Source organism: Luteibacter sp. 329MFSha, assembly GCF_900111665.1.
Classification (GTDB): Bacteria; Pseudomonadota; Gammaproteobacteria; order Xanthomonadales; family Rhodanobacteraceae; genus Luteibacter.
This window is the reverse complement of sequence record NZ_FOJE01000001.1, coordinates 2,477,589-2,502,090: the sequence shown is the minus strand read 5'-3', so window position 1 is coordinate 2,502,090 and position 24,502 is coordinate 2,477,589. Positions and strand designations below refer to the sequence as shown.

The 24,502-nt window shown below is 66.3% G+C and carries 18 protein-coding genes, 2 rRNA genes and 1 pseudogene (1 of these 21 running past the window's edge); 19 read left to right on the top strand and 2 right to left on the bottom strand.

All coding sequences use genetic code 11. The annotated features are described in order from the left end of the window. Window positions 1–2,725 (top strand): 23S ribosomal RNA (locus BMW54_RS11275); it begins 160 nt to the left of the window's first position. Window positions 2,726–2,839: 114 nt separating this feature from the next. Continuing rightward, a 5S ribosomal RNA gene (rrf, locus tag BMW54_RS11270) occupies window positions 2,840–2,954 on the top strand. 475 nt (window positions 2,955–3,429) lie between these two features. Here rrf and BMW54_RS11265 read toward each other — a convergent pair. Continuing rightward, on the bottom strand, window positions 3,430–3,987 hold the full coding sequence (locus BMW54_RS11265) for a DUF4879 domain-containing protein (RefSeq protein ID WP_090055499.1): 558 nt from the start codon (window positions 3,985–3,987) through the stop codon (window positions 3,430–3,432). A gap of 167 nt (window positions 3,988–4,154) precedes the next feature. Between BMW54_RS11265 and BMW54_RS11260 the strand changes: the two genes are divergently transcribed. From BMW54_RS11260 to glpK, 4 genes are all read left to right on the top strand, one after another. Continuing rightward, window positions 4,155–4,928: a DeoR family transcriptional regulator gene (locus tag BMW54_RS11260; RefSeq protein ID WP_090055497.1), complete on the top strand. Its 774-nt coding sequence runs from the start codon at window positions 4,155–4,157 to the stop codon at window positions 4,926–4,928. Window positions 4,929–5,282: 354 nt separating this feature from the next. Further along, a complete protein-coding gene (gene glpD / locus BMW54_RS11255; protein ID WP_090055496.1) occupies window positions 5,283–6,770 on the top strand; it encodes a glycerol-3-phosphate dehydrogenase in 1,488 nt (495 codons plus the stop codon). 72 nt (window positions 6,771–6,842) lie between these two features. Then, a complete protein-coding gene (locus tag BMW54_RS11250) occupies window positions 6,843–7,547 on the top strand; it encodes an MIP/aquaporin family protein (protein WP_090055486.1) in 705 nt (234 codons plus the stop codon). Between the two features lie 17 nt (window positions 7,548–7,564). Next, window positions 7,565–9,073, top strand: coding sequence for a glycerol kinase GlpK (gene glpK, locus BMW54_RS11245; protein ID WP_090055483.1), 1,509 nt, complete (start codon window positions 7,565–7,567; stop codon window positions 9,071–9,073). Window positions 9,074–9,244: 171 nt separating this feature from the next. Here the strand turns inward: glpK and BMW54_RS11240 are convergent, their stop codons facing one another. Further along, window positions 9,245–10,180, bottom strand: a complete 936-nt coding sequence (locus BMW54_RS11240) for a carbohydrate kinase family protein (RefSeq protein WP_090055480.1) — start codon at window positions 10,178–10,180, stop codon at window positions 9,245–9,247. Window positions 10,181–10,449: 269 nt separating this feature from the next. Between BMW54_RS11240 and BMW54_RS11235 the strand changes: the two genes are divergently transcribed. From BMW54_RS11235 to BMW54_RS11175, 13 genes and pseudogenes are all read left to right on the top strand, one after another. After that, complete coding sequence (locus BMW54_RS11235; RefSeq protein WP_072322142.1) at window positions 10,450–11,496, top strand: rod shape-determining protein; 1,047 nt, start codon at window positions 10,450–10,452, stop codon at window positions 11,494–11,496. Between the two features lie 38 nt (window positions 11,497–11,534). Further along, window positions 11,535–12,545, top strand: a complete 1,011-nt coding sequence (gene mreC / locus BMW54_RS11230; RefSeq protein ID WP_090055477.1) for a rod shape-determining protein MreC — start codon at window positions 11,535–11,537, stop codon at window positions 12,543–12,545. Continuing rightward, window positions 12,542–13,033 (top strand): rod shape-determining protein MreD, encoded by a 492-nt coding sequence (gene mreD, locus BMW54_RS11225; protein ID WP_090055474.1) that lies wholly within the window; start codon window positions 12,542–12,544, stop codon window positions 13,031–13,033. The genes mreC and mreD overlap by 4 nt, the downstream gene beginning before the upstream one ends. Then, window positions 13,030–15,033 carry a penicillin-binding protein 2 gene (gene mrdA, locus BMW54_RS11220; RefSeq protein WP_090055471.1) on the top strand — a complete coding sequence of 668 codons (2,004 nt, stop codon included), beginning with the start codon at window positions 13,030–13,032 and terminating at the stop codon, window positions 15,031–15,033. Before mreD ends, mrdA begins: the two co-directional genes overlap by 4 nt. A gap of 2 nt (window positions 15,034–15,035) precedes the next feature. Beyond that, the gene (gene rodA / locus BMW54_RS11215; RefSeq protein ID WP_090055469.1) at window positions 15,036–16,151 is read left to right on the top strand and encodes a rod shape-determining protein RodA; all 1,116 of its coding nucleotides are present in this window, start codon (window positions 15,036–15,038) and stop codon (window positions 16,149–16,151) included. Window positions 16,152–16,290: 139 nt separating this feature from the next. Further along, window positions 16,291–17,256 (top strand): lytic murein transglycosylase B, encoded by a 966-nt coding sequence (gene mltB, locus BMW54_RS11210; RefSeq protein WP_090055940.1) that lies wholly within the window; start codon window positions 16,291–16,293, stop codon window positions 17,254–17,256. Between the two features lie 92 nt (window positions 17,257–17,348). Further along, window positions 17,349–17,963: pseudogene (locus BMW54_RS11205) on the top strand (septal ring lytic transglycosylase RlpA family protein); the annotation flags it as partial. Between the two features lie 255 nt (window positions 17,964–18,218). Continuing rightward, window positions 18,219–18,587, top strand: coding sequence for an SPOR domain-containing protein (locus tag BMW54_RS11200; protein WP_090055937.1), 369 nt, complete (start codon window positions 18,219–18,221; stop codon window positions 18,585–18,587). Window positions 18,588–18,624: 37 nt separating this feature from the next. Then, window positions 18,625–19,848: a D-alanyl-D-alanine carboxypeptidase family protein gene (locus BMW54_RS11195; protein WP_090055467.1), complete on the top strand. Its 1,224-nt coding sequence runs from the start codon at window positions 18,625–18,627 to the stop codon at window positions 19,846–19,848. A gap of 13 nt (window positions 19,849–19,861) precedes the next feature. Beyond that, complete coding sequence (locus BMW54_RS11190; RefSeq protein WP_090055462.1) at window positions 19,862–20,152, top strand: DUF493 family protein; 291 nt, start codon at window positions 19,862–19,864, stop codon at window positions 20,150–20,152. A gap of 105 nt (window positions 20,153–20,257) precedes the next feature. Further along, window positions 20,258–20,926, top strand: a complete 669-nt coding sequence (gene lipB / locus BMW54_RS11185; protein ID WP_090055460.1) for a lipoyl(octanoyl) transferase LipB — start codon at window positions 20,258–20,260, stop codon at window positions 20,924–20,926. A gap of 15 nt (window positions 20,927–20,941) precedes the next feature. Then, a complete protein-coding gene (gene lipA, locus BMW54_RS11180) occupies window positions 20,942–21,940 on the top strand; it encodes a lipoyl synthase (RefSeq protein ID WP_090055458.1) in 999 nt (332 codons plus the stop codon). A gap of 31 nt (window positions 21,941–21,971) precedes the next feature. Beyond that, entirely contained in the window at window positions 21,972–24,308 is a 2,337-nt protein-coding gene (locus BMW54_RS11175) for a carboxy terminal-processing peptidase (protein WP_090055456.1), read from the top strand. Window positions 24,309–24,502: the final 194 nt, after the last annotated feature.

Here is a 24,502-nt window from a genome sequence, read left to right as displayed (position 1 = left end):
TAGCTATGCGAAGCGAACCCGGGGAACTGAAATATCTAAGTACCCGGAGGAAAAGAAATCAACCGAGATTCCGTCAGTAGCGACGAGCGAACGCGGACTAGCCCAAAAGTGTCGTACATTCTAGTCGAACAGCGTGGAAAAGCTGGCCGTAGACGGTGATAGCCCGGTAGACGAAAGGGTGCATGGCATGAAATTGAGTAAGGCGGGGCACGTGAAACCCTGTCTGAACATGGGGGGACCATCCTCCAAGGCTAAATACTCCTGACTGACCGATAGCGAACTAGTACCGTGAGGGAAAGGCGAAAAGAACCCCGGAGAGGGGAGTGAAATAGACCCTGAAACCGTATACGTACAAGCAGTGGAAGCCCGCAAGGGTGACTGCGTACCTTTTGTATAATGGGTCAGCGACTTACTGTCAGTGGCAAGCTTAACCGTATAGGGGAGGCGAAGGGAAACCGAGTCTGAATAGGGCGAATAGTCTCTGGCAGTAGACCCGAAACCGAGTGATCTATCCTTGACCAGGTTGAAGGTGCGGTAACACGCACTGGAGGACCGAACCCACATCTGTTGCAATAGATGGGGATGAGTTGAGGATCGGAGTGAAAGGCTAAACAAACTCGGAGATAGCTGGTTCTCCTCGAAAGCTATTTAGGTAGCGCCTCGTGCGAACACTGTTGGGGGTAGAGCACTGTTATGGCTAGGGGGTCATTGAGACTTACCAAACCATGGCAAACTCCGAATACCAACACGTGCTACACGGGAGACACACGGCGGGTGCTAACGTCCGTCGTGAAAAGGGAAACAACCCAGACCCGCAGCTAAGGTCCCAAAGTCATAGCTAAGTGGAAAACGATGTGGAAAGGCATAGACAGCCAGGAGGTTGGCTTAGAAGCAGCCACCCTTTAAAGAAAGCGTAATAGCTCACTGGTCGAGTCGGTCTGCGCGGAAGATTTAACGGGGCTAAGCTATGCACCGAAGCTCGGGGTGTACAGGTTTTGACCTGTACGCGGTAGAGGAGCGTTCCGTAGGCCTGTGAAGGTGAGTCGTAAGGCTTGCTGGAGGTATCGGAAGTGCGAATGCTGACATGAGTAACGATAAGGGGGGTGAAAAGCCCCCCCGCCGAAAGCCCAAGGTTTCCTCGCGCAACGTTCATCGGCGCAGGGTGAGTCGGCCCCTAAGGCGAGGCAGAAATGCGTAGTCGATGGGAAGCAGGTTAATATTCCTGCACTTTTCTACAGTGCGATGTGGGGACGGAGAAGGTTAGGTCTACCAGGCGTTGGTTGTCCTGGGGAAAGGCGGTAGGCAGTGATCTTAGGCAAATCCGGGATCACTTATGCCGAGCACCGAGACCAGTCCTATGAGGACGAAGTGACTGACACCACGCTTCCAGGAAAAGCCACTAAGCTTCAGCTGTAGAAAAACCGTACCGTAAACCGACACTGGTAGGCAGGGTGAGAATCCCAAGGCGCTTGAGAGAACTCGGGTGAAGGAACTAGGCAAAATGGCACCGTAACTTCGGGAGAAGGTGCGCCCCTTGGTGTGGTCACGTGCGTGACTGAGCATCGAGGGGTCGCAGTAACCTGGCCGCTGCGACTGTTTATCAAAAACACAGCACTCTGCAAACACGAAAGTGGACGTATAGGGTGTGACGCCTGCCCGGTGCTGGAAGGTTAATTGATGGGGTCAGCCGCAAGGCGAAGCTCTTGATCGAAGCCCCAGTAAACGGCGGCCGTAACTATAACGGTCCTAAGGTAGCGAAATTCCTTGTCGGGTAAGTTCCGACCTGCACGAATGGCGTAACGACAGCGGCGCTGTCTCCACCCGAGACTCAGTGAAATTGAAATCGCTGTGAAGATGCAGCGTTCCCGCGGCAAGACGGAAAGACCCCGTGAACCTTTACTATAGCTTTACACTGAACGTTGAGTTCTTCTGTGTAGGATAGGTGGGAGGCTATGAAACCGAGACGCTAGTTTCGGTGGAGCCATCCTTGAAATACCACCCTGAAGTGCTTGACGTTCTAACCTAGGTCCGTAATCCGGATCGGGGACCGTGTATGGTGGGTAGTTTGACTGGGGCGGTCTCCTCCCAAAGAGTAACGGAGGAGCACGAAGGTACGCTCAGCGCGGTCGGACATCGCGCACTGTGTGCAAAGGCATAAGCGTGCTTGACTGCGAGATCGACGGATCAAGCAGGTACGAAAGTAGGTCTTAGTGATCCGGTGGTTCTGTATGGAAGGGCCATCGCTCAACGGATAAAAGGTACTCCGGGGATAACAGGCTGATACCGCCCAAGAGTTCATATCGACGGCGGTGTTTGGCACCTCGATGTCGGCTCATCACATCCTGGGGCTGTAGCCGGTCCCAAGGGTATGGCTGTTCGCCATTTAAAGTGGTACGCGAGCTGGGTTCAGAACGTCGTGAGACAGTTCGGTCCCTATCTGTCGTGGGCGTTGGAGATTTGAGGGGGGCTGCTCCTAGTACGAGAGGACCGGAGTGGACGTTCCGCTGGTGTTCGGGTTGTCATGCCCATGGCATTGCCCGGTAGCTACGAACGGAAGTGATAACCGCTGAAAGCATCTAAGCGGGAAGCACGCCCCAAGATGAGATCTCCCGAGAGCTTGACTCTCCTTAAGGCACCATCAAGACTAGGTGGTTGATAGGCGCGGTGTGGAAGTGCAGCAATGCATTGAGCTTACGCGTACTAATGAGCCGTGAGGCTTGACCATATAACCCCAAGACGCTTCACCGTCTTAATACAATCCTCCGGTCGACCCCGGACGCTTGTCACTCGTTTACAACCCTCTGTGGAGCCGGCGCACCTGCGCTGCTCCCACCCCTTCCCTGGCGGCCATAGCGGCGTGGTACCACCTGATCCCATCCCGAACTCAGAAGTGAAACGCGCATGCGCCGATGGTAGTGTGGCTCAAGCCATGCAAGAGTAGGTCACCGCCAGGGGCTTTATCCCAAAAACCCGGTCTCATTGAGGCCGGGTTTTTTCTTTTGCGCTGTGGGAGCGGACCCGGCCGCGACCGCTTCTCGCCGCACGCCGCAGATCCTGCGACACCTCGCGACAAGCCGTCGCGCCCCGGTGCGCTCCAACGGCCGCCGTGTCGCGCGCTTGTGTGGGAGCGGACCCGGCCGCGACGGCTCCTCGCCGCACGCCTCAGGCCCTGCGGCACCTCGCGACAAGCCGTCGCGCCCCGGTGCGCTCCCACAGGCCGCCGTGTCGCGCGCTTGTGTGGGAGCGGACCTGGCCGCGACGGCTCCTCGCCGCACGCCACAGGTCCTGCGGCGCCTCGCGACAAGCCGTCGCGCCCAGGTGCGCTCCCACAGGACGCCGTGTCGCGCGCTCGTGTAGGAGCGGACCCGGCCGCGACGGCTCCTCGCCGCACGCCTCAGGTCCTGCGGCACCTCGCGGATTGGCCTGACTTCAGAGGATCTCGAGCGAGTCGCTGCGCGACGGCCCTTCGGCGGGAATACTTTCGTGACGGAACTGGCCGCCGTCGGAATCGCCGAGGTCGTACTGCAGGAACGTGCCTACCACGGTGCCTGACGAGCACGGCCAGCTGTACTGCCCATCGATGATGCACACGGGGAACGTGTACATCGGTGCCACGTTCAGCGCGACGCCATCGAGCGTCAGTCGCCGCTGGGCGGCGATTCCGACCTCGAGCACGCCGACCTTCAGGTAAAGACCATAGTGATCGTTCGACGTCCGGGTCTGATCCTCGCGGATCGTCTCGGCACCGCCGTATTGGGACTCCACGGAAAGGATCCAGACTTTTTCGATCGCACGTGGATCCGGACTCGCCGATGGCTGCCCGGCGTCGCGATACGGTGCCGGAAGCTCGAAGGGCAGGTCGGCGGAACGGCTGTATGCGGGCACGGTGCGGTAGCCATCCAGGCTGTCCGCGAGGGCACCAGCGAAGGGAAAAAGGGAGAGCGCGGTAGCGCAGGCGACACGAGTCGCCGGACAGGAAGTGAACATTGAAACTCCTTGTTCGTAGAGCGCCCGCTCCAGCGCGGGCGAACCGATTCTCTCATCGCGACTACCCGGGCAACTACCGGCATCCACTCACCGACGCGCCCGCCGCATGACTTCCACCCGCCACACGCGCCATCATGTCGGGAAGTGGAACGTTGATGGGGTAGCCGATGGAGCCAAGACTCAACAGGCGACAGGAAGAATTGATCGCGATCGTGCAACGCGAAGGGTTCGTCGGTGTCGACGAGCTCGCGAGTCACTTCGACGTCGCGCCGCAGACGATCCGACGCGATCTCAACCTGCTGGCCGACGGGGGGCTCATCCGTCGCTATCACGGTGGCGTCAGCGCGCCGTCCTCCAGTGTCGAGAATGTCGCCTACGCGGCGCGCCAGTCGCTCCAGGCGGCGGAAAAGAACCGCATTGCCGCGTCGATCGCCGCGGCGATCCCGGACGGCTCGTCGCTCTTCATCAACCTCGGCACCACCAACGAAGGCGTCGGCCGCGCGTTGCTCAACCACCGCGATCTGCGCGTCATCACCAACAACCTCAATATCGCCATCCTGCTCAGCGACAACCCGACGTTCGAAGTGATCGTCGCCGGCGGCGTCGTGCGCGGCCGCGACCACGGTGTGACGGGCGAGGCCACGATCGAGCTGATCCGTCAGTTCAAGGTCGACTTCGGCATCATCGGTATCTCGGGGATCGAGCTCGACGGCACGCTGCTCGACTTCGATTTCCACGAGGTGCGCGTGGCGCAGGCGATCATCGAGCACTCCCGCCAGGTGTATCTGGGGGCGGACCATACCAAGATCGGCCGCAACGCCATGGTTCGCCTTGGCGACTTCTCGCGTGTCGACGCCTGGTTCACCGACCGCCCCCCTCCGGACGCGTTGCAGCCCGTGCTCGAGGCATCGGGTACCCAGGTCTTCGTCGCCAAGGATTGAGCTAGAGCCCGGCCTCCGCGGCGACCGTGCCCGCTGCCGCGGGATCGCCGATACGATCGGCTCCCACCAGAGCCGCCAGCTCTCACCCATGGAATGGTCGGCCCCGCTACCGAAGGGTGGGAGCCGATCGCATCGGCGATGGGTGCTCGCACGAGTACGGCTTCGCTGCACCGCAGCGTGCGATGTTCGTTTGTGTTCGAATATGCTCGTTTACCAACAGGCGGTGCCTGACAGCGCGTAAGAAATGTTCGAATGCGCAAGGATTCACGCGCGAGTTCCACCCAAACGAACGTACCCGGGCGTAGGGTCTTTCTCACGGTTGCCGGCGCCGCCTCCCGAATGACGGAGCGTGCGATGGTCGAGCAGGTCGATGTTCTGGTGGTGGGTGGTGGCGTCAATGGCGTCGGTATCGCGCGTGACGCGGCGGGCCGTGGCCTCAGCGTCTGGCTCTGCGAGCGCGACGACCTCGCGTCCCACACCTCCAGCGCGAGCACGAAACTGATCCACGGTGGGCTGCGCTACCTCGAGCAGTTCGAATTCGCCCTCGTCGGCAAGGCGCTGGCCGAGCGCGAGGTGCTCCTGCGCGCGGCGCCGCACATCATCTGGCCGCTGCGTTTCGTGCTCCCGCACCAGCCGCACCTGCGTCCCGCGTGGATGATCCGCATCGGCCTGTTCCTCTACGACCATCTCGGTCGTGGACGGCGCACGCTGCCCGGCTCGCGGCGCGTTCGCTTCGGCAAGCACGTGACCGGCGAGCCGCTGCGCGACGAGTTCACGCAGGGCTTCGTGTACTCCGACGCGTGGGTGCAGGATGCGCGCCTCGTCGTGCTCAACGCGATGGACGCGGCGCGCCGCGGCGTTCGCGTCGAGACCCACACGCGCTGCGTCAGCGCGCGCCGCGACGGTGAAGGCTGGACCGCCGAGCTCGAGAGTCGCGACGGCAGTCGTCACTTCATCCGGGCGCGCGCGCTCGTCAATGCCGCCGGCCCCTGGGCGGCGACGTTCCTGGACGACGTGGCGCACGTGCCGCACCAGCACTCGCTGCGCCTGATCAAGGGCAGTCACATCGTGGTGCCGAAGATCTTCGACCACCGCTATGCGTACATCTTCCAGCAGCCCGACCGCCGCATCGTCTTCGCCATTCCGTACGAGCGCGACTTCACGCTCGTCGGCACGACCGACATCGAATACAAGGACGACCCGTCGCGCCCCGTCATCACCGACGAGGAGACGCGTTACCTGTGCGACGCCGCGAACCGCTACTTCAAGAAGCAGCTGACGCCCGCCGACGTCGTCTGGAGCTATAGCGGCGTACGCCCTCTGCTTCAGGACGAATCCGGCAACGCCTCGGAAGTCACGCGCGACTACCAGCTCGACATCGACGCCAACGGCCCGCCGCTGCTGAACGTCTTCGGCGGCAAGCTGACCACCTTCCGCAAGCTGTCGGAGGAGGCCGTGGACAAGCTCGCGCCGCTGCTCGGCAACACGCAGCCGGCGTGGACGGCCGATGCGCCGCCGCTGCCCGGTGGCGGCGAACGCGACATCGACGAACTGCAGGCGGACATCCGCGCGTCGCGCCCCTGGCTGCCCGATGCCTTCGCCTGGCGTCTCGTGCACAGCTACGGCACGCGTGCCCGCGACCTGCTCGGCGAAGCGGACGGTCTGCACGCGCTCGGTGAGCATTTCGGTGCGGATCTCTACCAGGCCGAGGTCGATTACCTCGTCCGCCACGAATGGGCGACGGAGGCCGAGGACATCCTTTGGCGCCGGAGCAAGCTGGGCCTGCGCGTCACGCCGGCCGACGTGCAGCGCCTTTCCGATTACCTGTCCACGAAGCGCTGAACGCTCGCGGCCACCCCCAGCGCGCGCCGGACTGCTGACCGTCGCGCGTCCCCAAGATAAGGAGTACTCAGCATGTCGGTGTACCTGAGTGAGTTCCTCGGAACGATGGTGATGATCCTGCTCGGCGACGGCGTCGTCGCCGGCGTGCTGCTGAAGGATTCGAAGGCGAAGGATGCGGGCTGGAGCGTCATCACGTGGGCGTGGGGCCTCGCCGTGCTCATGGGCATCTTCGTCGCCGCGAAGAGCGGCGCCCACATGAACCCCGCGATCACGCTCGCGATGGCGTCCATCGGCAAGCTGTCGTGGACGCTGGTGCCGGGCTACATCGCCGCCCAGATGGCCGGTGCGTTCACCGGCGCGGTGCTCGTGTACTTCGCCTACCTCGCGCACTGGAAGGGCACGCAGGACGCCACGGCCAAGCTCGGCATCTTCTGCACCATCCCGGCCATCCGCTCCATTCCGGCGAACCTCGTCACCGAGATCATCGGCACGTTCGTCCTCGTCTACTGCGTGCTCGCCATCGGCAGCAACGACCTCTCGAAGGGTCTCGCCCCGATCGCCGTCGCGCTGCTCGTGGTCGTGATCGGCATGGGTCTCGGCGGCCCCACCGGTTACGCCATCAATCCCGCGCGCGACTTCGGGCCGCGCGTCGCCCACGCCATCCTGCCCATCCCCGGCAAGGGTGGTTCCGACTTCGCCTACGCACCCGTGCCGATCGTCGGCTCGATCATCGGCGCACTGCTTGCCGCCTTCGCCTATACCGCCCTCGCGGCGTGAACCCAAGGACCCGCATCGTGACCACGAAGAAGAAATACATCCTCGCCATCGACCAGGGCACCACCAGCTCGCGCACCATTCTTTTCGACCACGACGGCAACATCGCCGGCACCGCGCAGCGCGAGTTCCCGCAGATCTTCCCGCAGCCGGGCTGGGTGGAGCACAACCCGCGCGAGATCATGACCAGCGTGCTGTCGACCATGACGGAAGTCATCAGCAGCTCGCAGATCGACGCGTCGTGCATCGAAGGCATCGGCATCACCAATCAGCGCGAGACGGCCGTGGTGTGGGATCGCCACACGGGGCAGCCCATCTACAACGCCATCGTCTGGCAGTCGCGCCAGACGGCGGAGATCTGCGACAAGCTCAAGGCCGACGGCTTCGAGGACATGGTCCGCGAGAAGACGGGCCTGCTGATCGACGCCTACTTCGCCGGCACGAAGGTGCGCTGGATCCTCGACCATGTCGAGGGCGCGCAGGAGAAAGCCGAGGCCGGCGACCTGCTGTTCGGCACGATCGACACCTGGCTGATCTGGAACCTCACCGGCGGCAAGGTGCACGTCACCGACTACACCAACGCCTCGCGCACGCTCATGTACGACATCTTCAAGCGCGAATGGGACGACGAGCTTCTGAAGATGCTCAACGTGCCGCGCGCGATGCTGCCGGAGGTGAAGTCCTCGAGCGAGGTCTACGGCAACACGCTGGCGAAGCATTTCTTCGGCCGCGAAGTGCCGATCGCCGGCATCGCGGGCGACCAGCAGGCCGCGCTGTTCGGTCAGGCGTGCTTCGAGGAAGGCCTGGCGAAGAACACCTACGGCACCGGCTGCTTCATGCTGATGAACACTGGCGAGAAGGCGGTGCGTTCGAAGAACGGTCTGCTCACCACCATCGCGTGGGGCGTCGACGGCAAGGTGGAGTACGCGCTCGAGGGCAGCATCTTCGTGGCGGGCTCGGTCATCCAGTGGCTTCGCGACGGCCTGCGCATGCTAGGCAAGGCGTCGGACTCGCAGGCGTACGCGGAACGCGCGAAGGACAACGACGGCGTCTACTTCGTGCCCGCGTTCGTCGGTCTGGGCGCACCGTACTGGAAGAGCGACGTGCGCGGTGCCGTCTTCGGCCTTTCGCGCGGCACGACGAAGGAACAGTTCATCCGCGCGGCGCTCGAATCGATGGCTTACCAGACGCGCGACGTGCTCGAGGCCATGCAGTCCGACTCCGGCATCCAGCTCAAGGAACTGCGCGCCGATGGCGGTGCGATCGCCAACGACTTCATGGCGCAGTTCCAGGCCGACATCCTCGACGTCACGCTCTTGCGTCCGAAGGTGCAGGAAACCACGGCGCAGGGCGCGGCGTATCTCGCCGGCCTCGCCGTCGGCTTCTGGAAGGACAAGAAGGACATCGCCACGCGCTGGGCAGTCGATCGCGAGTTCAAGCCGGAGATGACGAAAGAACGCCGCGACGATCTCTACGACGGCTGGAAGCAGGCCGTGAACGCGACCATGGGCTTCAAGCCACGCAACTAAGAGCATCGCCGATGCGATCGGCTCCCACCCTCTGGTAGGTCGGCCTTCGCAAGCATGGCTACCGAAGGGTGGGAGCCGATCGTATCGGCGATCACGACGAAGCGAGCCGCACAATCAAAAAGGGGCGACGCATCGCTGCGCCGCCCCTTCTTCTTCAGGCTCTTCGACCGATCAACCGATCGCGTAGCCGAACTGTTCCTCGAACGCTTCCGCGAACTGCGCGTACGTGAAGTACTGGTTCTGCGTGCCCGGATGCTCGACCTTCAGCGCGCCCATCAGCGACGCCATGTTGCCGACCGTCTTCCAGTCGTAGCCCTTCATGATGCCGAAGATCAGGCCGGCGCGGTACGCGTCGCCGCAACCCGTCGGATCGACGACCTGGCGCTCGCGCGCCGGCCCGATCTCGATCGTCTCGCCATCGGCGTGGATCTGCGACCCGCGCGGTCCGAGCGTCACGATGTACGCCTTCACCTTCGACGCGATCGTCTTCGCGTCCCAGCCGGTGCGCTGCTGCAGCAGCTGCGATTCGTAATCGTTGACGATCACGTACGTCGACTTCTCGATCATCGAGCGGAACTCGTCGCCGTTGAACAGCGGCATCGCCTGGCCCGGATCGAAGATGAAGGGCACGCCACGCGCGGCGAACTCGTCGACGTGCTGCAGCATCGCCTCGCGGCCATCCGGCGCCACGATGCCGAACTGGTAATCGGGGATATCGCGTACGTGGTTGTCGTGCGCGTTCGACATCGCGCCCGGGTGGAACGCGGTGATCTGGTTGTTGTCCAGGTCGGTCGTGATGAAGCACTGCGGGGTGAACATGTCGTCGTACTGACGCACGCCCTCGAGGCGGATGCCGTGCTTCTCCATGTGCGCGCGGTACGGACCGAAGTCCTGGCCCACCGTCGCGACCGGCATCGGGTCGCCGCCGAGCAGCTTCAGGTTGTACGCGATGTTGCCCGCGCAACCACCGAACTCGCGACGCATGCCCGGCACGAGGAACGACACGTTGAGGATGTGCACCTGGTCCGGAATGATGTGGTTCTTGAACTGGTCCTGGAACACCATGATGGTGTCGTAGGCGAGCGATCCGCAGATAACGGCAGTCATGCGTCGGTGACCCTGGAAGTAGTGGTGGGACGACCCGGGCGGGCCGCCGCAAACGCCGCCCGCGTGGGGTCCGGCAAACCTGCGAATCCTACCCAAAAAAGGGCCGCGAGGCGACCATCCGGAGGCATCGCGTGCCCGGAGCAGGGCGCTCTGCCGCACGCATCATCCGGACTTACAAGGCTTTCTTAACGTATCCGCCCTTGCGTGGGAGGGGTGGCCAATCTAGACTCGCACGCTTACTTTTTCCCGCTACGGGCGCCCGCCGCACCATGTTTAAGAAGTTCCGCGGACTTTTCTCGAACGACATCTCCATCGATCTCGGCACGGCGAATACGCTCATTTATGTGCGCGGTCAGGGCATCGTCCTGAACGAGCCGTCGGTGGTGGCGATCCGCCAGGACCGCGGCCCGGGTGGCCCCCGTGCCGTGGCGGCCGTCGGTGGCGACGCCAAGCGCATGCTCGGCCGCACGCCGGGCAACATCGCCACGGTGCGTCCGATGAAGGACGGCGTCATCGCCGACTTCACCATGACCGAGGCGATGCTCCAGCATTTCATCAAGCAGGTGCACCGCTCGCGCATGCTGCGCCCGAGCCCGCGCGTGCTGGTCTGCGTGCCCTGTGGCTCCACCCAGGTGGAGCGCCGCGCGATCAAGGAATCGGCCGAAGGCGCCGGTGCCCGCGACGTCTTCCTCATCGAGGAGCCGATGGCGGCCGCGATCGGCGCCGGCATCCCGGTGCACGAAGCCCGCGGCTCCATGGTGCTGGACATCGGCGGCGGCACCTCGGAAGTGGCGGTGATCTCGCTCAACGGCATCGTCTACTCGCAGTCCGTGCGCGTGGGCGGCGACCGCTTCGACGAGGCCATCATCAACTACGTGCGCCGCAACCACGGCACGCTGATCGGCGAATCCACCGCCGAGCGCATCAAGCTGGAAATCGGCTGCGCCTTCCCGCAGAGCGAAGTCCGCGAGATCGAGATCTCCGGCCGCAACCTCGCCGAGGGCGTGCCGCGCATGTTCACGATCAACTCCAACGAGGTGCTGGAAGCCCTGCACGAGCCGCTCTCCGGCATCGTGGCGGCGGTCAAGGCGGCGCTGGAGCAGACCCCGCCGGAGCTCTGCTCCGACGTGGCCGAGCGCGGCATCGTGCTCACCGGTGGCGGCGCGCTGCTGCGCGACCTGGATCGCCTGATCTCCGAGGAAACCGGCCTGCACGTGCAGGTCGCCGACGATCCGCTCACCTGCGTGGCGCGCGGCGGCGGCAAGGCCCTGGAGATGATCGACCAGCACGGCAGCGACTTCTTCGCGTTCGAATGATGATGGCGCGCAGCGGCGCTATGGCCGGAGCGCGCTGAATGGCCCTGAATCGCGACGACAAGTCGCCCCTGTTCGCACCGGGCGTGGCGGGAACGCTGCGCCTGATCGTGTACCTCGCGCTCGCCTGCGTGCTCATGGTGCTCGATCATCGTGGCGGCTGGCTGGCCAACGTCCGCTACGGTCTCTCGCTCGTGGTCGAACCCGTGTACCGGATCGCCGGGCTGCCCTCGCAGGGCTTCCAGGCGGCGACGGTGGCCTTCGCCGACCGCCAGCGCCTCACCGAGCAGAACCAGCGCCTGCGTGAAGACCTCCTGCTCGCCAACGCCAAGCTCAACCGCATGGCGTCCGTGGCCGAGCAGAACACGCGCCTGAAGGAACTGCTGGATACCCAGCACAGCCTGTCGCTCAACGTGCAGCTCGCGCGGCTCATCGGCGTGGACCTCGGTACCTTCCGCCACCGGATCGTGCTCAACGTCGGCGCGCGCGACAAGGTGCAGCCGGGGCAGGTCGTGATCGACGCCCGCGGTGTCATGGGCCAGATCGTGGACGTCATGCCCACCACCTCCGTCGCGATGCTGATCACCGATCCGAACCACGCCATTCCCGTGACCATCGAACGCACCGGCCTGCGCACCATCGCCTATGGCTCGCGCGCGGGCGACCTGCTGACGCTGCCGAACATTCCCGTATCCGCCGACGTGCAGGTGGGCGACAAGCTCGTCACCTCCGGCCTCGGCGGACGCTTCCCGCCCGGCTTCCCCGTGGGCGAGATCCGCGACGTGGCGCAGACCGCGTCGGGAACCTTCCTCTCCGCGCAGGCGAAGCCGGCCGCGGACCTCGACCGCAGCGAGGACGTCCTACTGCTGCACGATCTCGCGGAATCCGCGGGACCGCCGCCACCCGCGCCCAACGTCGGGCCGCCGTCCGACATGAAGCCCGATCCGAACGCGCCACCGGCGCCCACGTTGCCGGCGGTCACCTCGCCGACGGCCACGCCGCTGCCCGCGCGTGCCGCCACGGCCGCCTCGCCGACGGGGAGCACGCCATGAACCGCGTCCGCGTCCGCCAGCTCTGGTTCGCCGCCACGCTGCTCATCTCGCTGTTCCTGATGCTGATCCCGTTGCCGGGTCCGCTCACGCCCTTCAAACCGTATTGGCCGGCGCTCATCCTGCTCTACTGGTGCCTGCAGTCGGGCGACCGCGTCACGCTCGGGCTCGCGTTCTGCCTGGGCGTCGCGGCCGATCTCTTCGATGGCGTGCTGCTCGGCGAACAGGCGCTGCGCCTCACCGCGATGGTGTTCATCGCGCTGCGTTTCCGCTCGCGCCTGCGCTTCTTCCCGATGTGGCAGCAGTCGCTCGCGGTGCTCGGGTTCCTGGTGAACGATCGCATCCTGTTGCTGCTCGTGCGCGTGTTCGGCGGCGATCCGCTGCCGCCGGCCGAGTACTGGATCTCGCCGCTGGTCGGCGCGGCGCTGTGGCCGTTCGTGTTCCTGATCCTCGACGACCTGCGCGCGCGGCTGCGCATCCACGACGCATGAAGCGCCGGCGCGCCTCGATCAAGGAAGCGCGCGGCGAAGTCGCGCTGTTCCGCCGTCGCGCGCTGGCCGGCTTCGCGCTGATCCTGCTCGGCCTCAGCGCCGTGTGTGTGCGCTACGTCTACCTGCAGGTGCTGCACCACGAGGAATTCGTGGCGCGCTCGGACCAGAACCGGGTCAAGCCGCGCGCGATCCCGCCGGCGCGCGGCCTCATCTACGACCGCAACGGCGTGCTGCTGGCCGACAACGTGCCGGCGTTCCGCCTGGAAGTGACGCCCGAGCAGGTCGACGACATGGACGCGATGCTCGGCAAGCTCGGCGCCGTCGTGCCGATCAGCGACGACGACATCGCCACGTTCAAGAAGCAGGTGAAACAGGGCCGGCGCTTCGAGGGCATCCCGCTGCGCCTGAAGCTGACCGAAGACGAGATCGGCCGCTTCGCCGTGAACCGCTGGCGCTTCCCCGGCGTCGACGTCGTGCCGTACCTCACGCGTCGCTACCCGCTCGGCCCCTCCATGGCGCACGTCATCGGTTACGTCAGCCGCATCGACGCCGACGACCTCGACCGCATGGACGACGACGAGGAAGCCAGCTACAAGGGCACCACGCACATCGGCCGTATCGGCATCGAGCGTTCGTACGAGAAGCTGCTGCACGGCGCGCCCGGCTACGAGCTGGTGGAAGTGAACGCCGACGGCCGCACGCAGGCCGTGCTCGACACCACGCCGCCCACCCCCGGCAAGAACGTGTACCTCAGCATCGACGTGCGCCTGCAGAAGGCGGCGGAGCAGGCCATGGCGGGCAGGGCGGGGGCGGCGATCGCCATCGATCCGCGCAACGGCGAGGTGCTCGCGTTCGTCAGCGTCCCGGATTTCGACCCCAACCTCTTCGTCAACGGCATCAGCTCCGCCGACTACAAGGCGCTGACCACGGCACCGGACAAGCCGCTGTACAACCGCGCCCTGCGCGGCGTGTACCCGCCGGGCTCCACTGTGAAGCCGTTCCTCGCGCTCGGCGGCCTCTCGATGGGCATCCGCCGCCCGAGCGACACCGTGCTGTCCACGGGCGAGTTCTGCATCCCGGGCCAGTCGCGCTGTTACCGCGACGACAAGCGCGGCGGCGACGGCACGGTGAACATGATCCGCGCCATCGAGCTGTCGACGAACACCTATTTCTACCGCCTCGCGCTCGACATGGGCATCGACCGGCTCGCGACCTGGATGGGCGGCCTGGGCTTCGGCAAGAAGACCGGCATCGACCTCGTCGGCGAAGTCGAGGGCATCCTGCCGTCGCGCGAGTGGAAGGCCACGCGGAGCAAGTCCGGGTGGTATCCCGGCGAGACGATCATCGCGGGCATCGGCCAGGGCTACTGGGCCGTGACGCCGCTGCAGCTGGCGCACGCCACCGCCACGTTCGCCGGCCACGGCATCCCGTACACGCCGCATCTCCTGCTCGACACGCAGGACGGCGTGGACAGCCCGCGCGTGCACCAGCCGTTCCCGCCCAGCGGCCCCTCGGTGATCCGCAAGCCGTCCGACTGGAACGCCGTGAACGAGGGCATGGAAGCGGTGATCAACTCCGGCAAGGGCACCGGCAAGAAACTCGGCATCGGCTTCCCGTACCTCATCGCGGGCAAGAGCGGCACCGCCGAACGCTTCTCGCGCAAGACCGACGCGTACGACACGAACAAGAACACCGCGTATCTCGCCAGTCGCCACCGCGCGCTCTTCATCGCCTACACGCCCGCCGACGATCCGAAGATCGCCGTCGCGGTGGTGCTCGAGGCGGGCGCCTGGGGCGCGGCGGATTCCGGCCCCATCGCGCGCAAGATCCTCGATCAGTGGGTGGTGGACGAGGGCGGCCCGCGGCCGGTCGACCCCGCGCCGGGCCAGGTCGTGACGGCCGATGCCGATCCGGCGGACGCGGCGGCGGACGAACCCGAGCCGCCGGCCGCGCCGGCCAGCGCGGGTGCGCCGCCGCAGGACGATGGAGAGGACCAGTAACGATGTTCCCGCAACTCGCCCTCCGTCTGAAACGGTTCGGCCTGCGCCTGCTCTCGAAGCCGCGCCTCGACATTCCGCTGCTGCTCGCGCTGTTCGTGCTCGCGATCGTGGGCCTGTCCAACCTCTACAGCGCGGGCAACGGCAACGATTCGCTGGTGATCGGCCAGGCCGCGCGCTTCGTGCTCGGCGGCGTGCTGCTGCTCGTCATCTCGCGCATCCCGCCGCCGGTGCTGCGCTCGTGGACGCCGTGGCTCTACCTCGGCAGCACCGCGCTGCTGGTGGTCGTCGCGATCCTCGGCGAGGGGCGCGGCGCGTACCGTTGGCTCGACCTGGGCGTCATGCGCTTCCAGCCCTCCGAACTGCTGAAGCTGACCATGCCCATGATGGTCGCGTGGTACCTGCATCCGCGGCAGCTGCCGCCGGGCTGGAAGGACATCGCCGTCGTCGGCCTGCTGATCGCCGTGCCCGCGGGGCTCATCGCCGAGCAGCCCGATCTCGGCACCGCGCTGCTCGTCGCGGGCGCGGGCGCCTTCGCGCTGTTCCTCTCGGGCATGGCGTGGTGGCGGATCGGCCTGCTCGGCGGCGCGGTGGGCGCCGTGATCCCGGTGGCGTGGCAGTTCCTCCACGAATACCAGCGCAACCGCGTGCGCACGCTGCTCGATCCCGAATCCGACCCGCTGGGCAAGGGCTGGCACATCATCCAGTCGAAGATCGCGGTGGGCTCCGGCGGCGCGTTCGGCAAGGGCTGGCAGCACGGCACCCAGTCGCGCCTGGAGTTCCTGCCGGAACACACCACCGACTTCGCGTTCGCCGTGTTCTCCGAGGAATTCGGGCTGCTCGGCGTGATCCTCATCATGCTGCTCTACGCCTTCATCATCGGCCGCTGCCTGTGGATCGCGATGAACGCGCGCGACACCTATTCGCGCCTGCTCGCGGGTGCCATCGGCATGAGTTTCTTCGTGTACGTGGCCGTGAACGGCGGCATGGTCGCGGGCATCCTGCCCGTCGTGGGCGTGCCGATGCCGCTGCTCAGCTACGGCGGCACCTCCGCGGTCTCGCTGCTCACGGGCTTCGGCGTGCTGATGTCCATCCACGCGAACCGCAAGCTGCACGACTGACGATCCGCCTCAGCCTGAACATTCGCCGAAGACGGCCCCGGCCGCGCCACGACAGCGTGATACGCTTCCTTGCATGGATGAAGTTCTCGCCGCGCGCCGCGCCCGCCCCGCACGACACCTCCCGCGCCTCGCCGGCGCGATGCTCGCCTTCCCCCTGCTGTTCGCCTCGGCCGCCATGGCCGAAACCCATCCGGGCCAGGAACAGCTCGTCCGCGAAGTCGCGAAGGACACCGGCAAGAGCAAGGCCTCGCTGAATTCGCTGCTCGATGGCGCGAAGAAGCAGCAGGCCATCCTCGACGCCATCAGCCGGCCCGCGGAAGGCAAGCCCTGGCGCGATTACCGTCCGATCTTTCTCACGGAACAGCGCATCCAGGCCGGCGCGGACTTCTACCGCGAACATCGCCAGTTGCTCGACGGCATCGGCCGCACGTACGGCGTGCCGCCCGAATACATCGTCGCCATCGTCGGCGTGGAAACCTTCTATGGCCGCAACACCGGCAAGTGGAGGGTGATCGACGCGCTGACGACGCTCGCGTTCTATTACCCGAAGCGCGCGCCGTTCTTCCGCGAACAGCTGAAGGTGCTGCTCGAACTGCCGCAGAACCACCTCGGCGGTCCGCTCGACACGCTCACCGGCTCGTACGCCGGCGCGCAGGGCTGGGGCCAGTTCATGCCCTCGTCGATCCGCGATTGGGGCGTCGACTACGACCACGACGGCCGTATCGACATGAAGGGCTCGATGGGCGACATCTTCGCCAGCGTCGCGAACTACTTCAAGGAACATGGCTGGGAAACCGGCGGCCCCGTCGCCACGCGCGCGCAGCCGGACCGTCGCGCCGTCGCGCCCGCCGTGCCGAAGGACTGGCGCCCGGTCGCGCCCGTGGAGGCCTTCGTCGCCGATGGCTTCGCGCCGCTGAAGCACGTCAATCCCGGTCGCGACGCGCAGCTCGTCCGCCTGGACGGCCCCACCGGCGACGAATACTGGTTCACGTTCCAGAACTTCTACGTCATCACCACCTACAACCGCAGCCCGATGTACGCCATGGCCGTCGACCAGCTGGCGCACGAGATCCGCGCCCGCGTGAACGGACCGGCCCCGCGATGAACACCCATTCGCGCGCGAGCGCGCTTCCCACAGGAAGCCCGTGCGTCGCGTCGCGCCGCCTGCCGAAGGGGTGGGAGCCGATCGTATCGGCGATGGGTGCCCGCCGTATCGCATCGGTCGTGCTCATCGCACTCCTGCTCGGCCTCCTCACCGCCTGCGGCGGCAGCAAGAACACGCGCCCCGCATCGCGCGGCGGCAGCACATCGTCCCCCTCGCGCGGCGGCTACGACGACATCCGCAAATCGCAGCGCTCGCGCTACCGCTCCAACGCGGACAGCGTCCCGACCGACGCGCCCGACGTCAGCAAACTTCCCGAGCCCGTGCCGAAGGTCGAGCCCCGCGCGCTCTACGGCAACAAGTCGCCGTACTCCGTGCTCGGCCAGACGTACACGGTGCTGCCGAGCCCGCGCGGCTACGTCGAGCGCGGCATCGCGTCGTTCTACGGCAACAAGTTCCACGGCTACAAGACCTCGAGCCTCGAGGAATACGACATGTACCAGTTCTCGGCCGCGCACAAGACGCTGCCGCTGCCGAGCTACGCGCGTGTCACCAACCTCGAGACCGGCAAGAGCGTCATCGTCCGCATCAACGATCGCGGCCCGTTCCACGAAAACCGCATCATCGACCTCTCGTTCGCGGCCGCCGTGAAGATCGGCGTCTGGCCGAAGGGCACCGGGCTCGTGGAAGTGCGCGCGATCGATCCGTCCGACCCCGGCAGCGACCGCGGTGCGCCCTACGTGAACACGGCACCGAAACCCGCGCCCATCAGCGCGCCGCCGCCGCCCGCGCGGATCGCGAGCGGCGCGCCGGTGGGCGCCCGCACCGTCGCCACGCCCGAGCGCGCCGTGAGTCGGCCGCCGTCCGATGCCATCGCGGCCCCCGTGGGCAGCGGCCCGGTCGCGGCGGCCCCGAGCGCGCGTCCCGCCGTCGCCGATCCGGAAGCCGACGATCACGTCCCCGGCATGACCGGCATCTCGCCCGCCGAAGCGCTGCCGCCGCTCGCCAGCGCCGGCAACGGCGTCGCGTCCGCGCCGGCCGGCAAGCCGGCCTCCCAGGCCGCCCCGCGTCCCACGATCACGGCCCCCGTCGCGGGCAAGCCCAGCATCTACCTCCAGGTCGGCGCCTTCTCCGACGCGGTCAACGCGAACCGCGTGGCCGACCGGCTGAACCAGGCCGGCCTCGGCCCGGTCAGTGTGGTGGAGGCCACCATCGGTGGCCGCAGCGTGCGCCGGGTCCGCGTGGGCCCGCTGGCCGATGTGGACACCGCCGACCGGGTGACCGACCAGATCGCCGGCATGGGCCTGCCAAGGCCCTCCGTCGCGGTAGACTGACCTCCTTTTTTGTTGCTTTGACTGGACCGCTGAAACGATGAAGCTCTTCCCTCGCTCCCTGTTCGCTTTCGCCGCCGCCGCGCTCGTCGCGGGCGTGACCGTGGCGCAGCAGACGCCTCCGCGTCCCGCCCCCGTGCCGCGCCCCGTGGTGCCCGAGGCACCGGTGCCGCCGCCGCCGGACGTCGAAGGCAAGAGCTGGGTGCTGATGGACTACAACACCGGGCAGATCATCGCCTCGAAGGATCCGGACGTGCAGCTCGAGCCGGCCTCGATCACCAAGGTGATGACCGACTACGTCGTCTCCGCCGAGATCGGCAACGGCAAGATCCACATGACCGATCCGGTCACCATCAGCGAGAACGCCTGGCGCGGCGGCGGCGCGGGCACCGACGGCTCCACCAGCTTCCTGAAGCTCAACAGCCAGGTGCCGCTGAAGGACCTGCTCTACGGCATGATCATCCAGTCGGGCAACGACGCCGCCATCGCGCTCGCCGAGCATACGGCCGGTTCCGAGCCGGCGTTCGCGAACCTGATGAACGCGTACGCCAAGCAGCTGGGCATGACCCATTCGCAGTTCCAGAACGCTTCCGGCTACCCGGTGGCGAACCACTACACGACCGCCCGCGACATCGCGATCCTGTCGCGCGCGCTGATCCACGACTTCCCCGAGGACTACGCGATCTCGGCGGTGAAGGAGTTCGAGTGGAACGGCATCAAGCAGCACAACCGTAACCTGCTGCTGTGGCGCGACAACACCGTCGACGGCATCAAGACCGGCCACACCGCCGCCGCCGGCTACTGCCTCGCCGCCTCGGCGAAGCAGGGCGACGCGCGCATGATCGCCATCATCATGGGCGCCGGCAGCGAGAAGGGCCGCGCCGACGCCGCGCTGGCGCTGCTCAACTATGGTTTCCGCTTCTACGAATCGCACAAGCTGTACGAGGCCAACAAGCCGCTGGCCACGCCGAAGCTGTGGAAGGGCGCGGAGAACACCCTCCCGCTCGGCCTGACGGAAGACGCCATGGTCTCGGTCAAGCGCGGCGACTACGACAAGCTCAAGGCCAACCTCGACATCCCGACGACCCTGATCGCCCCGTTCAAGAAGGGCCAGCAGGTCGGCACGCTGCGCGTGACCCTCGACGACCAGCCGGTGTTCACCGCGCCGCTCGTCGCCCTGGCCGACGCGCCGGAAGGCGGCTTCTTCTCGCGCCTGTGGGACACGATCATGCTGTGGTTCCACAGCGACGGCGACAAGAAGTAAGAGGATTACGCTCATGCGCGAGATCGACTTCAGCGAAGCGCAGAAGGACGGCAAGGGCTTCCAGTTCCCGGGCGAGTTCGAGATCACCGCGATCGGCAACGCCAACGCGGGACTCGAGAAGCACGTGCCGTTCCTGCTCCATGGCATCGGTCTGGAGGTGCTCCACGAGACCCTGTCGACCAAGCTCACCCCGGCCGGCAACTACCAGTCGGTCACCGTGAGCTTCGTCGCGCCGACCCGCGAGAAATACCTCGAGGCGCACAGCACCCTGCGCGCCGACGCGAACATCCGTTTCACGATGTGATCGGGGTGGCCGCGGTGGCAAGGCAGGGCGAAGCGCAGATCCATCCGCCTTGTATCGTGGGCCCCACGCCCACAACTCCCCGACATCCCCCACGATCGCACCGCCATGACCCTCCCCCTCAACGTCCGCCGGCTGGGGCGCGTCCCCTACGAAGCCAGCTGGAAGGCCATGAGCGCCTTCACCGACAACCGCACCGACGACACCGTCGACGAGCTGTGGCTGCTGGAGCACGATCCCGTCTTCACCCTCGGCCAGGCCGGTCTCGACGAGCACGTGCTCTTCGCCGGCGACATCCCGGTGGTGCGCGTGGACCGCGGCGGGCAGGTCACCTACCACGGGCCCGGCCAGATCGTGGCCTACCCGATGATCGACCTGCGGCGCACCGGGGTGGGCGTGCGCGAACTGGTCAACCGCATCGAACAGGCCCTCATCGACACCCTGGGCGAGTGGAACATCGGGGCCGTGCGCCGCGAGGGCGCTCCCGGCGTCTACGTCGCGGACGCCAAGGTCGCGGCCCTCGGCCTGCGCATCCGGCGGGGCTGCAGCTTCCACGGCCTGGCCTTCAACGTGGACATGGACCTCGAGCCCTACCACCGCATCAATCCCTGCGGCTACAAGGGTTTGGAAGTCACCCAGGTGGTAGACTTGGGCGGTCCGTCGCGACTGGCAGACGTGGAAGACGTCCTGGTTCAGGAATTCTGCAAGCAATTCGGCTTCCACGCCGTGCACGCCGATCCCATTCTCCCCGAACTCCCCGCGCGCCTTGCGGTCTGAGGCTTCACAGACGTTATGACCCAGACTTCCGCCACCCCCCTTCGCAGCATCCCGATCGCCGTGGTCGACAAGCCCGGCGAGAAGATGCTCGGCAACGACAAGATCGGGCTCAACCGCGCGAGCTTCGACAGCACGCAGCCGGCGTTGCGCAAGCCCGGCTGGATTCGCGTGCGCCTGCCGCAGGGCAACGCGGTGCAGGAGCTCAAGGCCCGCCTGCGCGAGAACTCGCTCGTCACCGTGTGCGAAGAGGCCTCGTGCCCGAACATCCACGAGTGCTTCTCCAAGGGCACCGCCACCTTCATGATCCTCGGCGAGGTCTGCACCCGTCGCTGCTCGTTCTGCGACGTGGCCCACGGCCGCCCGCTGGCGCCGGATCCGCTGGAACCGGCGCGCCTGGCCGAGACCATCCGCGACATGCGCCTGCGCTACGTGGTGATCACCTCGGTCGACCGCGACGACCTGCGCGACGGCGGCGCCGAGCATTTCGCCTCGTGCATCCGCGCGGTGCGCCACGCCAGCCCGGACATCCGCATCGAGATCCTCACTCCGGATTTCCGCGGCAAGGGCCGCATGGAGCGCGCGCTGGACGTCCTCAAGGATTTCCCGCCGGACGTCTTCAACCACAACCTGGAAACGGTCCCGCACCTGTACCGCGAGGTCCGCCCGGGCGCCGACTACCAGTGGTCGCTGGATCTGCTCAAGCGCTTCAAGGCCCAGCACCCGACGGTCCCGACCAAGTCCGGCATCATGCTCGGCCTCGGCGAGACCCTCGAGCAGGTCCTGGAGACCATGCGCGATCTACGCGCCCATGACGTCGACATGATCACCATCGGCCAGTACCTGCAGCCGACGGCGCATCACCACCCGGTGGTCCGTTACTGGACGCCGGACGAATTCGAGGCGCTGCGCGTCGCAGGCGAGGAGATGGGCTTCTCCCATGTCGCTTCCGGCCCGTTGGTGCGATCCTCCTACCATGCCGACCTGATGGCCCACGCCGCCGGCGTCGTCGAATAAACACGCTCCATCGCACTGAGGCTTCGATTACATGACTCTTCGCCCCGCGATCGCTCTCCTGCTGGCCCTCTCGGCCGCGGGCGCCAACGCCCAGAACGCCGCGCCCGCGCCGATGCAGAAGCCGGGAGCGACCGAGCCCGCGACGAAGACGGCGCCCGCGCCGCAGCCGAAGGACGCCTCGGAAGCCGCGACCTCGCCCGAGCCGCAGCGCAAGGAGTCCAGCCTGCCGCTGAAGCCCACCGCCGCCGAGGCGCAGGCCTCGCAGCTGTCGGCGCGCTTCCTCACGCGCTTCCACTACCAGGCCCAGCCGCTCGACGACGCCATGTCGGCCAAGATCTACAAGGCCTACATCGAGTCGCTCGACAGCGAGAAAGTGTTCTTCACGCAGGAAGACCTCGCGAAGTTCGAACCGCTGAAGACGCAGTTCGACGACGCCATCTGGAACCAGGACCTCACCGGCCCGTTCTCGGTGTTCAACCTGTACATCACGCGCGCGGTCGACCGCATGAACTACGCGCGCGGCCTGCTCAAGCAGGGCTTCGACTTCAGCGGCAACGAGAGCTTCAACTTCGACCGCAAGAAGGCCGCCGCGCCGAAGAACCAGGCCGAGCTCGACGACGTGTGGCGCAAGCGCACGATGAACGACTGGCTGCGCCTGAAGCTCGCCGGCAAGAACGACGACGAGATCCGCAAGACGCTCGACAAACGCTACGCCACCTACATCACGCGCGTGCGCCAGCTCGACGACGAGGACGCCACGCAGGCGTTCATGACCGCGTACGCGAACTCCACCGACCCGCACACCGACTACCTCGGCCCCCGCGCCGCCGACACCTTCGACATCGCCATGCGCCTGTCGCTGGAAGGCATCGGCGCGGTGCTGCAGGCGCGTGACGACTACACCACCATCCGCGAGCTCGTGCCCGGCGGCCCGGCGATCAAGTCCGGCAAGATGAAGCCCGGCGACCGCATCGTCGCGATCGGGCAGGGCGAGACCGGCCCGATGGTCGACGTCGTCGGCTGGCGCCAGGACGACGTGGTCAAGCTCATCCGCGGCAAGAAGGACACCACCGTCCGCATCGAGATCCTCCCGGCCGATGCCGGCGTGGACGGCAAGCACGAGATCGTGACGCTCGTCCGCAAGAAGGTCACGATGGAAGAGCAGGCCGCCAAGTCGAAGGTCATCGACGTCAAGGACGGCGACGTCACGCGCAAGATCGGCGTGATCGAACTGCCCACGTTCTACCAGGACTTCGGCGCGCGCCGTAACGGCGACGCCAACTTCAAGAGCGCCACCCGCGACGTCTCCAAGCTGCTCACCGAACTGAAGGCGCAGAAGGTCGAAGGCGTCATCATGGACCTGCGCAACAACGGCGGCGGTTCGCTCAACGAAGCCACCGAACTCACCGGCCTGTTCATCGACACCGGCCCGGTGGTGCAGGTGCGCGACGCGCGCGGCCAGATCGACGCGCAGGGCGACGACGCCCCGGGCATGGCGTGGGACGGTCCGATGGCCGTCATGGTCAATCGCGGCTCGGCGTCGGCGTCCGAGATCTTCGCCGCCGCCATCCAGGATTACGGTCGCGGCCTCATCATCGGCGAGCCCACCTTCGGCAAGGGCACCGTGCAGAACCTTGTCGACCTCGACCGTTTCGGCAAGGCGACCACCGGCGAGGACGCCAAGTACGGCGAGCTCAAGATGACGATCGCGGAGTTCATCCGCATCAACGGCGACAGCACGCAGCTGCGTGGCGTCACGCCGGACATCCAGTTCCCGCAGAACGGCGACGCGAAGGAATTCGGCGAGTCGACCTACGACAATGCGTTGCCGTGGCGTCACATCGACCCGGCCGACTACAAGCCGGTGGCCGACCTCAAGCCGATCATCGGACCGCTCAACCAGAAGCACCAGGCGCGCGTCGCCACGTCGCCGGCGTGGAAGCTGATGCTCGACGAGCTGAAGCAATACCAGACGCTGCGCGACAAGACGGACATCTCGCTGAACTTCGCGGCCCGCCAGGCGGAGCGCAAGCAGTACGAGGCCATCCAGACCGATTTCCGCAACCGCCGCAAGGCGATCTTCGGCGGCGACGGCAGCCCGGGCGACACCGACGATGCCGCCACGTCCGACGACGGCCTCAACGCGAACGAGCGCAGCATCAAGTCCGAAATCAAGCAGGAGGCCGACGCCAAGAAGGCGAAGGACACGCCGCTCGACGAGGCCGCCCACATTGTCGGCGACGAGGTCGCCTTGATCAAGGCGGACCCGAAGGTCGCCTCCGTCGTGCTGCCCTACGGCGGCCGCAAGATCGACGCACCGCAGACGGCCCAGGTGCCCGCGAAACCGGCACCCGCCAGCAACCCGTAAGACGAGAAGGCGCCGAAAGGCGCCTTTTTTTTAGCCTGACCCTGTAGGAGCGCGCCCTGCGCGCGACATCTTTCGAGGCCGCGAGCACCAGGCCCTGCCGCTCTTCGCAAAAAGCTGTCGCGCGCAGGGCGCGCTCCTACATGGGATACGTGGCTCCCGACCACCCGTTCACTCATTCCCTGCTAGCCTCGACG

Excerpts from the sequence above, each read along its gene's own strand:
- BMW54_RS11265 (WP_090055499.1), bottom strand. The coding sequence starts at position 3,987 with ATGTTCACTTCCTGTCCGGCGACTCGTGTCGCCTGCGCTACCGCGCTC.
- BMW54_RS11260 (WP_090055497.1), top strand. The coding sequence starts at position 4,155 with ATGGAGCCAAGACTCAACAGGCGACAGGAAGAATTGATCGCGATCGTG.
- glpD (WP_090055496.1), top strand. The coding sequence starts at position 5,283 with ATGGTCGAGCAGGTCGATGTTCTGGTGGTGGGTGGTGGCGTCAATGGC.
- BMW54_RS11250 (WP_090055486.1), top strand. The coding sequence starts at position 6,843 with ATGTCGGTGTACCTGAGTGAGTTCCTCGGAACGATGGTGATGATCCTG.
- BMW54_RS11240 (WP_090055480.1), bottom strand. The coding sequence starts at position 10,180 with ATGACTGCCGTTATCTGCGGATCGCTCGCCTACGACACCATCATGGTG.
- BMW54_RS11235 (WP_072322142.1), top strand. The coding sequence starts at position 10,450 with ATGTTTAAGAAGTTCCGCGGACTTTTCTCGAACGACATCTCCATCGAT.
- mreC (WP_090055477.1), top strand. The coding sequence starts at position 11,535 with ATGGCCCTGAATCGCGACGACAAGTCGCCCCTGTTCGCACCGGGCGTG.
- mreD (WP_090055474.1), top strand. The coding sequence starts at position 12,542 with ATGAACCGCGTCCGCGTCCGCCAGCTCTGGTTCGCCGCCACGCTGCTC.
- mrdA (WP_090055471.1), top strand. The coding sequence starts at position 13,030 with ATGAAGCGCCGGCGCGCCTCGATCAAGGAAGCGCGCGGCGAAGTCGCG.
- rodA (WP_090055469.1), top strand. The coding sequence starts at position 15,036 with ATGTTCCCGCAACTCGCCCTCCGTCTGAAACGGTTCGGCCTGCGCCTG.
- mltB (WP_090055940.1), top strand. The coding sequence starts at position 16,291 with ATGCTCGCCTTCCCCCTGCTGTTCGCCTCGGCCGCCATGGCCGAAACC.
- BMW54_RS11200 (WP_090055937.1), top strand. The coding sequence starts at position 18,219 with ATGACCGGCATCTCGCCCGCCGAAGCGCTGCCGCCGCTCGCCAGCGCC.
- BMW54_RS11195 (WP_090055467.1), top strand. The coding sequence starts at position 18,625 with ATGAAGCTCTTCCCTCGCTCCCTGTTCGCTTTCGCCGCCGCCGCGCTC.
- BMW54_RS11190 (WP_090055462.1), top strand. The coding sequence starts at position 19,862 with ATGCGCGAGATCGACTTCAGCGAAGCGCAGAAGGACGGCAAGGGCTTC.
- lipB (WP_090055460.1), top strand. The coding sequence starts at position 20,258 with ATGACCCTCCCCCTCAACGTCCGCCGGCTGGGGCGCGTCCCCTACGAA.
- lipA (WP_090055458.1), top strand. The coding sequence starts at position 20,942 with ATGACCCAGACTTCCGCCACCCCCCTTCGCAGCATCCCGATCGCCGTG.
- BMW54_RS11175 (WP_090055456.1), top strand. The coding sequence starts at position 21,972 with ATGACTCTTCGCCCCGCGATCGCTCTCCTGCTGGCCCTCTCGGCCGCG.